Annotated in this window: 8 protein-coding genes; 5 read left to right on the top strand and 3 right to left on the bottom strand. The window is 61.7% G+C overall.

Annotated features, from left to right (window positions below; genetic code table 11):
* Positions 1-34: 34 nt before the first annotated feature.
* On the top strand, positions 35-1,213 hold the full coding sequence (locus tag AF337_RS03115; RefSeq protein ID WP_049731018.1) for an amino acid aminotransferase: 1,179 nt from the start codon (positions 35-37) through the stop codon (positions 1,211-1,213).
* A 38-nt stretch (positions 1,214-1,251) separates the two neighbouring features.
* Entirely contained in the window at positions 1,252-2,880 is a 1,629-nt protein-coding gene (locus tag AF337_RS03110; protein ID WP_049731017.1) for a thiamine pyrophosphate-dependent enzyme, read from the top strand.
* 6 nt (positions 2,881-2,886) lie between these two features.
* On the opposite strand, the gene glgB is transcribed toward AF337_RS03110, so the two are convergent.
* From glgB to AF337_RS03095, 3 genes are read right to left on the bottom strand one after another with little or no spacing between them, the layout of a single operon-like run.
* Positions 2,887-5,097 carry a 1,4-alpha-glucan branching protein GlgB gene (glgB, locus tag AF337_RS03105; protein WP_049731016.1) on the bottom strand — a complete coding sequence of 737 codons (2,211 nt, stop codon included), beginning with the start codon at positions 5,095-5,097 and terminating at the stop codon, positions 2,887-2,889.
* Entirely contained in the window at positions 5,094-8,378 is a 3,285-nt protein-coding gene (treS, locus tag AF337_RS03100; protein ID WP_049731015.1) for a maltose alpha-D-glucosyltransferase, read from the bottom strand. The genes glgB and treS overlap by 4 nt, the downstream gene beginning before the upstream one ends.
* A complete protein-coding gene (locus tag AF337_RS03095) occupies positions 8,379-11,603 on the bottom strand; it encodes an alpha-1,4-glucan--maltose-1-phosphate maltosyltransferase (RefSeq protein WP_049731014.1) in 3,225 nt (1,074 codons plus the stop codon).
* A gap of 241 nt (positions 11,604-11,844) precedes the next feature.
* Here AF337_RS03095 and AF337_RS03090 point away from each other — a divergent pair, with 241 nt between their 5' ends.
* The 3 genes from AF337_RS03090 (at position 11,845) to AF337_RS03080 (ending at position 13,955) form a co-directional block, all read left to right on the top strand.
* The gene (locus tag AF337_RS03090; protein WP_049731013.1) at positions 11,845-12,204 is read left to right on the top strand and encodes a hypothetical protein; all 360 of its coding nucleotides are present in this window, start codon (positions 11,845-11,847) and stop codon (positions 12,202-12,204) included.
* A gap of 69 nt (positions 12,205-12,273) precedes the next feature.
* The gene (locus tag AF337_RS03085) at positions 12,274-13,155 is read left to right on the top strand and encodes an MBL fold metallo-hydrolase (protein ID WP_049731012.1); all 882 of its coding nucleotides are present in this window, start codon (positions 12,274-12,276) and stop codon (positions 13,153-13,155) included.
* A 26-nt stretch (positions 13,156-13,181) separates the two neighbouring features.
* Positions 13,182-13,955, top strand: coding sequence for a phosphotransferase enzyme family protein (locus tag AF337_RS03080; protein WP_049731129.1), 774 nt, complete (start codon positions 13,182-13,184; stop codon positions 13,953-13,955).
* Positions 13,956-14,010: the final 55 nt, after the last annotated feature.

Raw genomic sequence — 14,010 nt, 5'->3', positions numbered from 1 at the left:
TCTCCGGATAGAACCTGGAAACGGAGGTGGACTTGTGTTTGAGAAACTGAACAGCCGGCCGGCCGACAGCCTGCTTGCCCTCATCAAGGCCTTTCAGGCCGACGAGCGCACCGGAAAGATCGACCTTGGTGTCGGCGTCTATCGCGACGCCATGGGCCGCACCCCGGTGATGCGAGCCGTAAAAGCAGCGGAGCAGTTTCTCCTCGAAACCCAGGACAGCAAGAAATATCTCGGCCCGGAAGGCGATCTGCAATTCGTGCGGCTGCTGCAGCCCATCATTTTCGGCAAATCGCCGACGTTCGGTCACCGCCTTGTCGGCATTCAGACACCGGGCGGCAGCGGCGCGCTGCGTCTCGGCGCCGAGCTCATCCAGACGGCGAATCCATCGGCAAAGATTCTATTGGGCACGCCGAGCTGGCCGAACCATGCGCCGATCTTTGCCTCGGCACGCCTGGCCGTAAAGGACTACGCCTTCGTCGACCTGACGTCACAGCAGGTCAAATTCGAAAGCGTCATCGCCGCCTTGTCTTCCGCTGCGGAAGGCGATGTCGTCCTCCTTCACGGGTGCTGCCACAATCCGACCGGCATCGATTTCACCATGGAGCAGTGGCTAGAAATAACCGAGCTGCTCGTTGCACATAGACTGGTGCCGTTTATCGATCTTGCCTATCAGGGGCTTGGTGACGGCCTAGAGCAGGACGCGGCACCGACAAGCATGATCCTCGATGCGGTCGACGAGGCGTTGATCGCCTATTCCTGCGACAAGAATTTCGGTCTCTATCGCGAGCGTGTCGGCGCGCTCTATGCAATGACCCGCAATGTCGACGACATCGGCAAGGCCGAGAGCAATATGGCCGCCCTTGCCCGCGTGAACTGGTCGATGCCACCCGATCATGGCGCCGCGATCGTCAGGAGCATTCTTGAGAGTGGGGATATGTCGGCCATGTGGCGCGCCGAGCTCGAAGAGATGTGCGAGCGTGTCAACGGCAATCGTGCGGCGCTCGCCGCCGCAGCGCCGGATCTCGCCTTCATCAGCCGGCAACGCGGCCTGTTCTCCAATCTCTCCATGTCCAAGGAAACGGCAGCAGCCCTCAGAGCCAAGCACGGCATCTACATGGCTGACTCCGGCCGTATGAACCTTGCGGGCATGCAGCCGGCCGATGCCGGCGCCATCGTCGCCGCACTTCGCGCTGAAGGTTGTTTGAACCAATAGCCGCGTAATAACCCAACTCAGGCCATTGGAGCCTTCAGATGAGCAGGAAAGAAACGACCGGCCGGGCGATGACCCGTTCCCTCGTCGGCCATGGGATCGACACGGTGTTCGGCATCCCGGGCGCCCACATGTATGATTTCAACGATGCCCTCTACGGCGCCCGTGAGGAGGTTCGGTTCATTCACACAAGGCACGAACAGGGCGCCGGATATATGGCCTATGGCTATGCCAAGTCCACCGGCCGGATCGGCGCCTATACCGTTGTCCCCGGCCCCGGCGTTCTCAATTCCGGCGCGGCTCTTTGCACCGCTTACGGCGCCAACGCGTCGGTGCTTTGCATCACCGGCAACATCATGTCCCATTTGATCGGCCAGGGCAGAGGACAGTTGCACGAACTGCCCGATCAACTGGCGACGATGCGTGGGCTTACCAAGACGGCGGAGCGCATCAATCATCCGTCCGAGGCTGGTCCCGTCATGGCCGAGGTCATCGGCAAAATGCTTTCCGGCCGCCAGGGTCCGGGAGCGGTCGAAGCGCCATGGGACGTGTTTGGCCAATCCGGCCCCGAAGTCGAACTTCCCATCGGTTCGAGCGCCCCTCATCCGGCTGTCAACTCCGATCAGATCGCTGCCGCAGCGGCACTGATATCCGGCGCCAGGAATCCGATGATCATGGTCGGTGGCGGTGCCGCGGATGCCGGCGCCGAGATCGCCGCTCTCGCGGAATTGTTGCAGTCGCCCGTCACCTCCCATCGTTCCGGCAAGGGCATCGTCGCCGACGACCACCCGAACTACCTGAATTTCGTCGCCGCCTATGAATACTGGAAGAACACCGACGTTCTGATCGGCATCGGCAGCCGGCTCGAATTGCAGTTCATGCGATGGAAATGGCTCCCCAAGGATCTCAAGATCATCCGCATCGATATCGATCCGACCGAAATGGTCCGCCTCAAGCCTAGTGTCGGCATCGTCGCCGATGCCAAGGCCGGAACGCAGGCTCTGATCGCTGCACTGGCAGGCGCCAGCCGCCAGGATCGCACCCGCGAATTCGCTGACCTCAACAAAGACGCCAGATCGCGTTTCTCTGAGGTCCAGCCGCAGCTTGCCTATCTCGATGCCATTCGTGAGGCTCTGCCGAGAGACGGCTTCTTCGTCGAGGAAGTCAGCCAGATGGGCTTCACGGCCCGCTTTGCCTTCCCGGTCTACGGGCCGCGCCAATACGTGACATGCGGTTATCAGGACAATCTGGGTTTTGGCTTCAATACGGCCTTGGGTGTGAAGGTCGCCAATCCCGACAAAGCTGTGATCTCTGTCTCTGGCGATGGCGGCTTTATGTTCGGCGTTCAGGAACTTGCCACCGCCGTCCAGCACAAGATCAATGTCGTCGCTATCGTCTTCAACAATTCGGCCTATGGCAACGTGCTGCGCGACCAGAAGCAAGCTTATCAAGGCCGCTATCTCGGCTCGGACCTGACCAATCCGGATTTTGTCGCCCTCGGGGAAAGCTTCGGTGTCCGGTCATTCAGAGTGACGAGCCCCAGCGAACTCAAAGAGACGATCGAGAAAGCCCTATCTCTCGATGAACCCGTGCTCATCGAGGTTCCGATCGAAAAAGGATCCGAGGCAAGCCCCTGGCCTTTCATTCATCCGGCGCCGCACGCCGAATGAATCCTATCAAGGCGACGGTCCCTTGAAAAAGACCGTCGCCAGCGGCGGCACCGTCAGCGATAAAGAGAATGGCCGGCCATGGACCGGCACTGGCTCGCTCGACAGCGCGCCATTGACCAGGCCGGAGCCGCCATATTCGCGTGCATCCGTCGTGATCCGCTCGATCCACACGCCATCATCAGGCACGCCGATCCTGTAGCCGTAACGCGGCACCGGCGTGAAATTCGATATGACGAGAACGGATGAAGAGCGGTCCTTGGCATAACGGAGCATACCGAGAACGGAATTGACGGCGTCGTCGGCAGCCGCCCATTCGAAACCTTCAGGGTGAAAATCGCCGAACTGCAACGCCGGCTCGTCGCTGTAAAACGCGTTCAGATCCTTCACCAGGCGCTGAATGCCGACATGCTCAGGCCGGTCCAGCACATCCCAGCTCACCGACGCGTCGTGGTTCCATTCGCCCGGCTGGGCAACTTCGCTTCCCATGAACAGGAGCTTCTTGCCGGGATGGCCCCACATGAAGCCGAGATAACTGCGCAGATTGGCGAATTTTTGCCAGTCGTCGCCCGGCATTTTCGTCAGCAGCGATCCTTTGCCATAGACCACCTCATCATGGGAAATCGGCAGCATGAAGCGCTCGGAATAGGCATAGATCATGCCGAAGGTCATCGTGCCGTGGTGATAGCTGCGGTAGACCGGATCCTTCTCGATGTAGCTTAGGCTGTCATGCATCCAGCCCATGTTCCATTTGATGTCGAAACCGAGGCCGCCCTGCTCGGGCGGCTTTGTAACGCCAGGCCAGGCCGTTGATTCCTCGGCGATCACAATCGCATGTGGGCAGCGCTCGTGGATGATGCTGTTTAAGTGCTTGAAGAATTCCACCGCTTCCAGATTTTCGCGGCCGCCATATTGGTTGGGAATCCACTCGCCTTCATCGCGGCTGTAGTCGCGGTAAAGCATCGAGGCCACAGCATCGACGCGCAAGCCGTCGACATGGTAACGCTCGAGCCATTCGAGCGCGCTTGCGATCAGGAAGCCTTTGACCTCGTTGCGGCCGAGATTGTAGATCAGCGTGTTCCAGTCCCGGTGAAAGCCCTCACGCGGGTCTTCATGTTCGTAGAGCGCGCTGCCATCGAAGCGGGCAAGACCCCAGACGTCCGTCGGAAAATGGGCCGGCACCCAGTCGAGGATGACGCCGAGCCCGGCGCCATGGCAGCGGTCCACGAAATAGGCGAAATCCTCCGGTGTCCCATACCGGCCGGTCGGGGCAAACAAGCCGAGCGGCTGATAGCCCCAGGAGCCACCGAACGGATGCTCCATGATCGGCAGCAGCTCGATATGGGTGAATCCCATGTCGCTGGCATAGGGAACGAGCCGCTGGCTGAGCTCGACCCAGTCGAGATATCTGTTGCCGTCCCGCCCGTCGCGCAGCCAGGAGCCGGCGTGCACCTCGTAGACTGACATCGCGCCTTCCAGTCTTTCCTGGCGGGAGCGGCCCTTCATCCAGCCGTCATCCGTCCATCGAAACGGCGTCGACGATGCGACGATCGAGGCGGTGGATGGGGCAGCTTCGCTTGCCCTTGCCACCGGATCGGCCTTTTGCGGCAGGCAGGTTCCCTCGGCATCGACGATCTCGAACTTGTATCTTTCGCCGGGGGCAAGCGTCGGAATGAACAGCTCCCAGACGCCCGCCGACTGCCTCAGCCGCATCGGATTTCGCCGCCCGTCCCAGGCATTGAAGTCGCCGACGACCGAGACCCGGCGGGCATTCGGCGCCCATACGGCGAAACGGACGCCCGATATGCCGTCGATCGACATCGCCGCCGCGCCAAGCGTCCGGCTCAGACTGTAATGGGTACCCTCCGATATCAGATGGAGGTCGAGTTCGCCGAGCAGCAGACCGAAACTATAGGGATCCTCGGTGATCTGCACCGCATCCGGCCATGTGACCCGCAGCCGGTAGCCCGCCCGGGCAGCTGTCGCTACCGCAAACAGGCCGGATGGATGCGCTATGCTGAAAGGCGCGACCACCCGACCGCTCACCGCCTCGATCAAATCGACGGCTTCGGCGCCAGGCAGATAGACGCGCACGATTGTCATGCCGCCGCTTTCGTGCGGGCCGAGGATCGAAAAAGGATCGCCGTGGCGCCCGTCGATCAGGGCCCAGAGGGCATCGTGCCCGATGCCGGCCAGAAGTTCCGAGCGCTCAACATTCATGCCGGAACTCCCGCCAAGCGCGACACGATTTCGGTGAGGCCGGAGAGCGGAATCGGAAGCCATTTCGGCCTGTTCCGCGCTTCATAGGCGATTTCATAGGCGGCCTTTTCGAGAAGAAAGGCATCGAGGACCCTCCGTCGTTGATCAGGTGGCATGTCAAGCGCCGTCGATGCCGAAACCGCCTGCGAATAGGCGTCGAGGAACGCCTCTTCCGCCTGACGCCCGAAGCGGGCGATGGCCTCGCGACGGACTTCGTTCTCGTGTTCGATGACGGCGTCGTTGTCGAGCTTGGCGGTGGCGACGAGATAACTCAGTGATCTCAAAAGCCCGGCGACATCGCGCAGCGGGTTCGTCTTGGCGCGGCGCTCGCCCAGGTTTTTCGCAGGCTCGCCCTCGAAGTCGATGATGACGGCATCGCCCTCGCTGACGAGGATTTGGCCAAGATGGAAATCGCCATGGGTACGCGTCATCAGCGTATGGCGCGTCGCCTGCGCCAGCGTCGCGGCGAGCTCGACGAGTTCGGAGCGGCGCTTGAGCAACGGGGCTGCGAGCAGGTCGATTGCCGGATCGGCACTCTCCTCACGTTCTGATAGTTTCGACATCGCGTAGTCGACCTCACCGGCAATCGCCTTCTTCATCGCCTCCACCTCGCGGTCGCCGGCGACGACCGGGCTGAAAGCTTCGTCCGCGGTCTCCCCGGCGAGCACGACATGCAGTTCCCCGAGCCTTAGGCCGACCATCGCGACGAAGCTGATCAGTGGCTGGAAGACGTCGTCGCCTGGCTGGACGGCCGGATCGTTCAGCACGAGTTCGTCTGCCCCGCGGCGCAAATTGTTCAGCATCCAGTTCCAGGCATCGCCCTGATTGCGGATGGCGCCCTGGACGATGATCAATGTCGAGCGGCGTCCACTGGAGTCCGTATGCGCGACCTCGCCGAGCAGGGGCGCCGTGTGGTCGTAGCCGGCGCGGGTGAGATAGCGCGTCATCTCGACCTCCGGATGAATACCGGGGAAGATGTGCCTGATCAGCTTGATCATCGCGAGGTCGCCGACAATCAGCGAACTATTGGATTGCTCGGCCGAGAGCCAATGGACCGGTAGGTCATCGGTGACCGCGAGACGATCGAGCCGTTCCGTGCCGAGAAATTCAAGCGTGCCGGTGCGGCCGGTGATGCGCGAGCGATCGCCAAGCCCGCGCAGTATGCCGCGCGCCATCGCCTCCACGGCAAATCCGTCCGTCAGGAAACCGACGCGCCTGCCCTGACGGACCCGTCCGAGCGCGAGTTGCTGGGTCAGCACCGATGGTTGCGCATCGTCCCAGGCGACCGCCAGCGGCAGCTGGTAGGATTCGCTATGGTTCGGCAGCACCGCCTCCAGTTCGCCGAGGACGATCCCGTCGGCAAACGGGATCGGCGTTGCGGAGATCAGACGCGCCGCCTGCAGCGGCTGGTCCTTCGCCCCGAACCACCGCCGCTTGCCGAGATAGGCAGGCAGAATTTCGGTGCTGAGGACGCGTGCAAGCTTGGGCTCATCGACAAGATCGAGCAGGCCGCGGCGGACAACCATCGTCACCAGATCGGGAAGCTGTTCGGGTGGCGCGGTGCGCCATGCCGGCGGGTCGGCATCGGCCTCCAATTGGAACCAGAAGAAGCCGTAGGGCGGCAGCGTCAGCAGATAGGTCAGTTGCCCGATCGGCGGAAAGGGCGACATGCCGGTCAATTCGATCGGCACGCGGCCCTCGAAGGCTGAGAGGTCGAGTTCGACCGCCTGCGGCAGCCGCGAGAGATTGGCGACGCACATCAGGGTCTCGCCTTCATACTCCCTGAGATAAGCGAGGATCTTGCGGTTCTCCGGCGCGAGGAACCGCAACGAACCGCGGCCTAAGGCCGGATGCCGCCCACGCAGCGCCAGCATCTTGCGCGTCCAGTTGAGCAGCGAATGCGCGTCCGTGCTCTGCGCCTCGACATTGACCGCCTCGAAACCGTAAAGCGGGTCGGCGACCGGCGGCAGGACAAGACGCGCCGGGTCGACCCTGGAGAAACCGCCATTGCGGTCCGGCGACCATTGCATCGGCGTCCGCACCCCATCCCGGTCGCCGAGATAGATATTGTCGCCCATGCCGATCTCGTCGCCGTAATAGATGACCGGCGTTCCCGGCATCGACAGAAGCAGCGCATTCATCAGCTCGATCCGCCGGCGGTCGCGCTCCATCAGCGGCGCCAGGCGCCGCCTGATGCCGAGATTGATGCGGGCGCGCTTGTCGGATGCGTAGGTTTCCCAGAGATAGTCGCGCTCGGCGTCGGTCACCATTTCGAGCGTCAGCTCGTCGTGATTGCGCAGGAAGATCGCCCATTGGCAATTCTCGGGAATCTCCGGCGTCTGCCGCAGGATATCGGTGATCGGGAAGCGGTCCTCCTTGGCGATCGCCATATACATGCGCGGCATCAGCGGGAAGTGGAAGGCCATGTGGCATTCATCGCCCTCGCCGAAATATTCGCGCGTGTCCTCTGGCCATTGATTGGCCTCGGCGAGCAGCATCACCCCGGGATGGGTGGCATCGAGAGCAGCGCGGATGCGCTTCAGGATCGCATGGGTTTCCGGCAGGTTTTCGTTGATCGTGCCCTCACGCTCGACCAGGTAGGGGATCGCGTCGAGGCGGAAACCGTCGATGCCAGTTTCCAGCCAGAAGCGCATCACCTTCAGCAGTTCCTCCATGACGAGCGGGCTGTCGAAATTCAGGTCAGGCTGATGCGAATAGAAGCGGTGCCAGTAGTAAGCGCCGGCGGCGGCGTCCCATGTCCAGTTGGATTTTTCCGTATCGATGAAAATGATGCGCGTTTCCGGGAATTTCTGATCGGTATCCGACCACACATAGAAGTCGCGCTCCGGCGATCCCGCCGGCGCCTGGCGGGCGCGCTGGAACCAGGGATGCTGATCGGAGGTGTGGTTGATGACGAGCTCGATGATGACGCGGATATTGCGCTGATGGGCGGCGTCGACGAAGGCGCGGAAGTCCTCCACTGTGCCGTAGTCGGGGCTGACATTGCCATAGTCGGCGATGTCATAGCCGTCGTCGCGGCGCGGCGAGGGAAAGAAGGGCAGCAGCCAGATGGCGTTGACGCCAAGCGCCGCGATATGATCGAGCTTGGCGTGCAGGCCGGCAAAGTCGCCGACGCCGTCGCCATTGGCGTCGTAGAACGACTTGATGTGCAGCTGATAGATGATCGCATCCTTGTACCACAGCAGCGGCTGGTGCGAGCCATCGGCCTTCACCGTGTCCATTCATGCCTCCCTTGAGCGAATACGCCAGACCGCATAGGGCAGAACGTGCGGATTGAGCCCGATGCTCTGCCATTTGCCGGTCCAATTGAAACGATGTCCGCCGATCAGGTCTTCGGCATCCAGGGTGCCGCCATCGCCGAGCGACCACTGCCAGAGCGGCAGCTCGACATCGCTTTGCTGGAAATTGTGGGGGTCGAGACTGATGGCGATCAGCAGGACGTTGTCACGCGCCTTGCTTGCCTTCTCGAAGAACAGGATATTGTCATTTCGTGCATTCAGCAGCGTCAGCCCGAGATGTGAATGCAGCGCGGTATTTTCGGTCCGGATGCGGTTGAGCATCCTGATTTCGGCAATGATATTGCCCGGCCGGTCATAGTCCCAGGCGCGGATCTCGTATTTCTCGCTGTCGGCATATTCCTTGCGCTTGGCATCAGGCCGCCCCTCGCAGAGTTCGAAACCATTATAGACGCCCCACAGGCCCGAGAGGGTGGCGGCCAGGGCTGCGCGGATCAGGAAGGCCGGGCGCGGCGCGTTCTGCAGGAAGTCCGGATTGATATCATGGGTGTTGACGAAGAAATGCGGGCGGAAGAATTCCTTCGCCGCCGTCTCCGTGAGCTCGCGCATATATTGCTCGAGTTCCCATTTGGCATTGCGCCAGGTGAAGTAGGTATAGGACTGGGAGAAGCCGATCTTCGCCAGCCGGTACATCACCTTCGGCTTGGTGAAGGCTTCCGACAGGAAGACGACATCGGGATGACGCGCCCGGATATCGCCGATCAGCCATTCCCAGAACGGAAAGGGCTTGGTGTGCGGATTGTCGACGCGAAACAGCTTGACGCCCTGATCGACCCAGAGCTGGACGATGTCTCTCAGCTCCACCCATAACGAGGGCAGCGCGTCTTTGGTGTAGAAATCGACGTTGACGATGTCCTCGTATTTCTTCGGCGGGTTTTCGGCATATTTGATCGTGCCGTCGGGACGCCAGTCGAACCAGCCGGGATGGTCCGTCAGCCAGGGGTGATCCGGCGACGCCTGGATGGCGAGATCGAGGGCGATTTCCAAGCCATGCCGGCCTGCCGCCTCGATCAGACGCCGGAAATCCTCGAATTCGCCGAGCTCGGGATGGATGGCATCGTGACCGCCCTCCTCGGAGCCGATCGCATAGGGGCTTCCGGGATCATCGGGCCCGGCTTTCAGGCTGTTGTTGCGGCCTTTCCGGTTGGTCGAACCAATCGGATGAATCGGCGGGAAGTAGAGCACGTCGAAGCCCATGTCGCGGATGGCCGGCAATCTTGCGATCACGTCGTCGAACGTGCCGTGCCGGTCCGGATCGCCGCTCTGCGAGCGCGGGAAAATCTGGTACCAGCTGGCAAAGGCCGCGGCCTTGCGTTCGGCATCGACGGCGCTTGCCGCGGAGCGAAGCCGGAACGGCCGCCTGTCGGCCTTGTTCATCAATTCCGATGTCTTGGGATCGAGCAGGATCGCCGTGCGCTCGGCATCCGACGCCTGTTCGAGGCGGTCGACAAGAGCGTCCAAATCGGCGCCCAGCGCTGCAGGCGCCGCGACCTTTGCCGAACGGACGAGGTTCAGCCCTTCCTGCAGCTCGAGCTTCAGGTCCAGCCGGGCGTCGTTCTTCTTGGTCAGCTCGTAGCGAAAGATCGCAAACGGGTTTTTCCACGCCTCGACCGCGAACTCGTAACGTCCGGTGCGCTCCAGCAGGAACTCGGCACGCCAGCGGTCGTTTTCGACCAGATGCATCTCCGTCTCGTTCCAATCCGCCATGGCATCGAGCGGACGCCAGAGCAGGACGCTAGCGATCGGGTCGTGGCCGTCGGCGAATATGTCGGCCTCGACGGTGACGATGTCGCCGACCACCCGCTTGACCGGGAAACGCCCGTCATCGACGCGCGGCACGATGTTTTCGATGGCGAGCCGCGGCGATGCCGTCGCCTGAACGATCTCCAAAGCGGGCCTGGAGGTGATCGGCGACGGCGCCTTGCCTTCGATGACCCGCGCCTCCCCTGCCCGCAAACGCAGAGCGGCACCGTCGGCGGCAGAGGGAAGAAAACCGGAGGCCGCTTCGCGAAGTGCGGTGACCGGCGCCGGTGCGCTTTTCCGAAGGTCCCTGTTCAGCAGGATGAACCGCACATTGTCAGCGCTCCGCAGATCCTGCACCTCGGACTGCAGAAGTGCCGAGACCGGTCCATTGGCGTTGCGGATCAGGCGCAGCGATGAGGCCGGCGCATTCTCGACCTTGCCGATTTCGGTATTCGCAAGGCGGATTTCGGAACAAAGATCGAAAGCGAGGTCGTGGCGCAGTCCCCGAAGACCCGACCTGTTTCCATGCGTCGGATCGAGCGGCGTGGCCGCACCATATTCGAAACCCATCGGAACCATCAGGCCGCCGCCGAGCGAAGCGGCAAGGTGCAAGGCTCTGACGGCGCGCCGCTCGAGAATCTCGCGGCTCTCGGTTCCATGCGCGATGCGCCGCGCGAAAGGCGGCTCCGGAAATGCTACCTGCCAGCCTAGCGATTGCTGTACGCGATACTCGTCGATGAACCATCTCTCGTCGAAATCCCACCAGGCCATCGACGAAAAACAGCCGTCGAAACCTGTCCCCTTGATCCCGCCCCGCACCGCGAAATCGGTTCCGGGCGTCCAGGCGAGGAATTGTGCCTGGGTCTTTTCGCGCACCGCCGCAATCAGCGATTTGAAAAGCGTCGGTGCAGTGCGATCGATCCCGAGCACCCGGTAACCGGAGAGACCGAGGCCGCTCAGCCGCTGCAGCCGTCCGGTCCATTCCGCCAACAGCTGCGATTGCCGTTCCGTCCCCATCGCCGTCATCGGCTCCGCCGGGTCCAATGGCGAGCGCCTTGGATCGACAGGACGAAAGCCCGCTTGGTCACCCGCCTTGCCGTCGAGCATCAGGTCCATCATCAAGGCGACGCCGCTCTTGCGGCCAGCCTCCGCCAGGCGCGCCACCCCATCCTCGACCGCGCTTGCGAGCGACAGTTCAGGATCGAGGCGGTCGAAATCCCGGGAAGCAAAGACGCTACGCTCCCCGCCCCGGTCGAAGAGGGGCGCCGTCAGCACATGATCGAAACCGGTATCCGCCGCATGGTCGAAAATCTCGCGCCACGCGTCGAGGCCCTGGAGAAGGAGCGGATTGACATAATAGATCCGGGGTGGGGTGCTCAACACACCCCCGTTTGCAGAAAATGACATCGGCCGCCGCCTCGAGTTGCTTTTAGGGCAAACTACGTTTGGCGGTTGTTGTTCCACCGGCATGGCCAATTCGCGCGTGTACGAAAGCATCGGCCGCGTCGGCGCCGGATCGACGGGACGTGCTTCGTTCGAACATCAAAGCCGTCCCGTGAGACGAAGAGACCTTGAGAATTCCAGCCGCATCCGGGTAGTCTTCCGTTGTCCAAGGAGGGTGAGTCCGTTGGCTGTTGAGAGCGCATCCATGCTTCGATCGATACTCTTCGCCGCAACCCTTTCGGCCTGCGTCCTGTGCCTCACCTCCTGGAGCATCGAGACCGATCGTTCCACAGAGTACAAGCATGGCCTGTTCGAAATCCGTGCGGAGGCCAGGCACTTCGTCGAACGGGAAAACGCCAAAGGGCAGCAGCAATGGGAGGTGCTGGAGCCCAACGTGAAGGTGCTGGTTCCCCGATGCGAGGTCCCGCTCCGGTCACAATGGACGCCGAAGAGCCTCGGCCGGTCGAAACCCAGCGTGATGGTGATATGCGCAACCGCCGTGCCGAATGATGTGATGAAACGGTGGGATGTGTATGTGCCTGTAGAGCGGCCGCACCATCCTTAAAGGGCAGGCACATGATCAGGATTTGATCTACTGAAAGAAAGCACTCCGACTGCAATAGAGGCAACAGACGTGGATATATCGGTGGAATTGTGCTCCTATCCCGAACTTGACGAGCGGATCATGATCGTTCGGGCAGGGGACGAAGTCGATGCCGTGTTTGTCCGGACCGAGAGATTCAATGTCCTGATCGATACGCTCGGCACACCCGAGCTATGCCGGATGGGGTTGGATCTGCTTGAAGAAAAGGCTGCAGCTCGCCCGCTGATCGTCATCAATTCGCACATGGATTGGGATCACTTCTGGGGAAATGCCGCCATTGCGGGGCGCGCTCCGATTATCGCACATGCCGCAGCACTCGACCGCTTGCGTAATCCCTCCGCACTACAGGTTCTGAAAGACAAGACGAGCGAGGAATCACGGTTTCGCAACGTCGAGCTCGTGGCTCCCGATATCACCTTCTCCGGCTCGATGGTCCTCAACGGCGGTGATCTGACGCTCGAACTCATCCATACACCCGGGCACACGCCCGACCATATCGCCGTCTGGATTCCCGAACTGCGCACCTGCCTGGCCGTCGACGCAGTGGAATACCCCATTCCCGAAGTCTGGAGCAGAACTGCTGGCGATCTTGGCCTGATCCGTTCCTCGCTCCAGCGGATTCGTGACCTCGATGCGAGGCTGGTCATCCCCGCGCATGGCCAGACATCTTCGCCTTCGACGGTGAAGGCGAACCTCGCCTATTTCGAAGCCCTGGCCGATCGTGTTAACGGGTTGAGCGAAAGCCAGTTGGCGAATGAGCAGCTCGGCCGTTCAAGTGGTTTCCGGCTTGAAGACTTCGTCGCCATACCCGACGGGATGCCTGCGGATACGGCGACGTTCTACCGGAACTGCCATGAGACCAACCTTGGCGCCACGGTTCAGGCCCATATGGAAAAACGGAAATCCGCATAAAGGCACCGCAGGTGGGAGGCAATGACGTGAAACCGTTGGACGGCGGACGAACCGGGCAGATCTGGCGCAACGGCGATACCGTCATCCGGCCATCCGGCGCATGGACGCCGACAGTACATCGGTTTTTGCGGCGTCTCAGGAGTAGAGGCTTCCTGGCGGCACCGGAGCCTATCGGCATCACAGGGGGAAACCAGGAGATCGTCAGCTACGTCGCCGGGCGCGTCTGCGAAGACCTGGGTGATCCATTTGTCGGATCGGAGACGATGCTGCTGTCTGCGGCCAGGCTTCTGCGCGACTTTCATTCGGCATCTGAAGGGTTTCTGGCAACGGATCGCGAGGTCCAGACATGGATGCTGCCGCAACAGGAACCGTGCGAGATCATCTGCCACGGAGATTATGCGCCATACAATGTCGCCACGGCAGAGCATGAGGCTGTCGGGATCATCGATTTCGACACCGCCCATCCCGCCCCGCGCCTCTGGGATCTGGCCTATGCGGTTTACCGCTGGGCACCCCTGTCCGATCCCTCCCATCCCGGCGTGACATCAGGCCTCGACGAACAACTGCGGCGGGCGGCAATCTTCTGCACGGCCTATGGAACGACAGCAGAAGAGCGGCGCCAACTCCCGGAGATGATCTGCAGGCGGCTTCGGGCGCTCGTCAACTTCATGCTGGCAAGCGCCTCGGCCGGAGACCAGACCTTCGCGGAGGACGTGGCTGCGGGAGACGCCCGGCTGTATCTCGGCGATATCAACTATATCGATCTGCATCGAGACCAGCTGCTGAAAACGCTGCGGTAACTAGAGCCTTTCCTGGTTAGATTGAAGCATTCTGTTGGCTCAAACGGAGTCGGAT

Origin of the sequence: Rhizobium ecuadorense (genome assembly GCF_001187535.1) — a bacterium.
Lineage (GTDB): Bacteria > Pseudomonadota > Alphaproteobacteria > Rhizobiales > Rhizobiaceae > Rhizobium > Rhizobium ecuadorense.
Note: the sequence above shows the minus strand (reverse complement) of the source record. Positions and strands in the feature narration are given on the sequence as shown.

What these genes read in the sequence shown, in the direction of transcription:
- AF337_RS03110 (WP_049731017.1), top strand. Translation starts at nt 1,252, where the DNA reads ATGAGCAGGAAAGAAACGACCGGCCGGGCGATGACCCGTTCCCTCGTC.
- glgB (WP_049731016.1), bottom strand. Translation starts at nt 5,097, where the DNA reads ATGAATGTTGAGCGCTCGGAACTTCTGGCCGGCATCGGGCACGATGCC.
- treS (WP_049731015.1), bottom strand. Translation starts at nt 8,378, where the DNA reads ATGGACACGGTGAAGGCCGATGGCTCGCACCAGCCGCTGCTGTGGTAC.
- AF337_RS03095 (WP_049731014.1), bottom strand. Translation starts at nt 11,603, where the DNA reads ATGTCATTTTCTGCAAACGGGGGTGTGTTGAGCACCCCACCCCGGATC.
- AF337_RS03090 (WP_049731013.1), top strand. Translation starts at nt 11,845, where the DNA reads ATGCTTCGATCGATACTCTTCGCCGCAACCCTTTCGGCCTGCGTCCTG.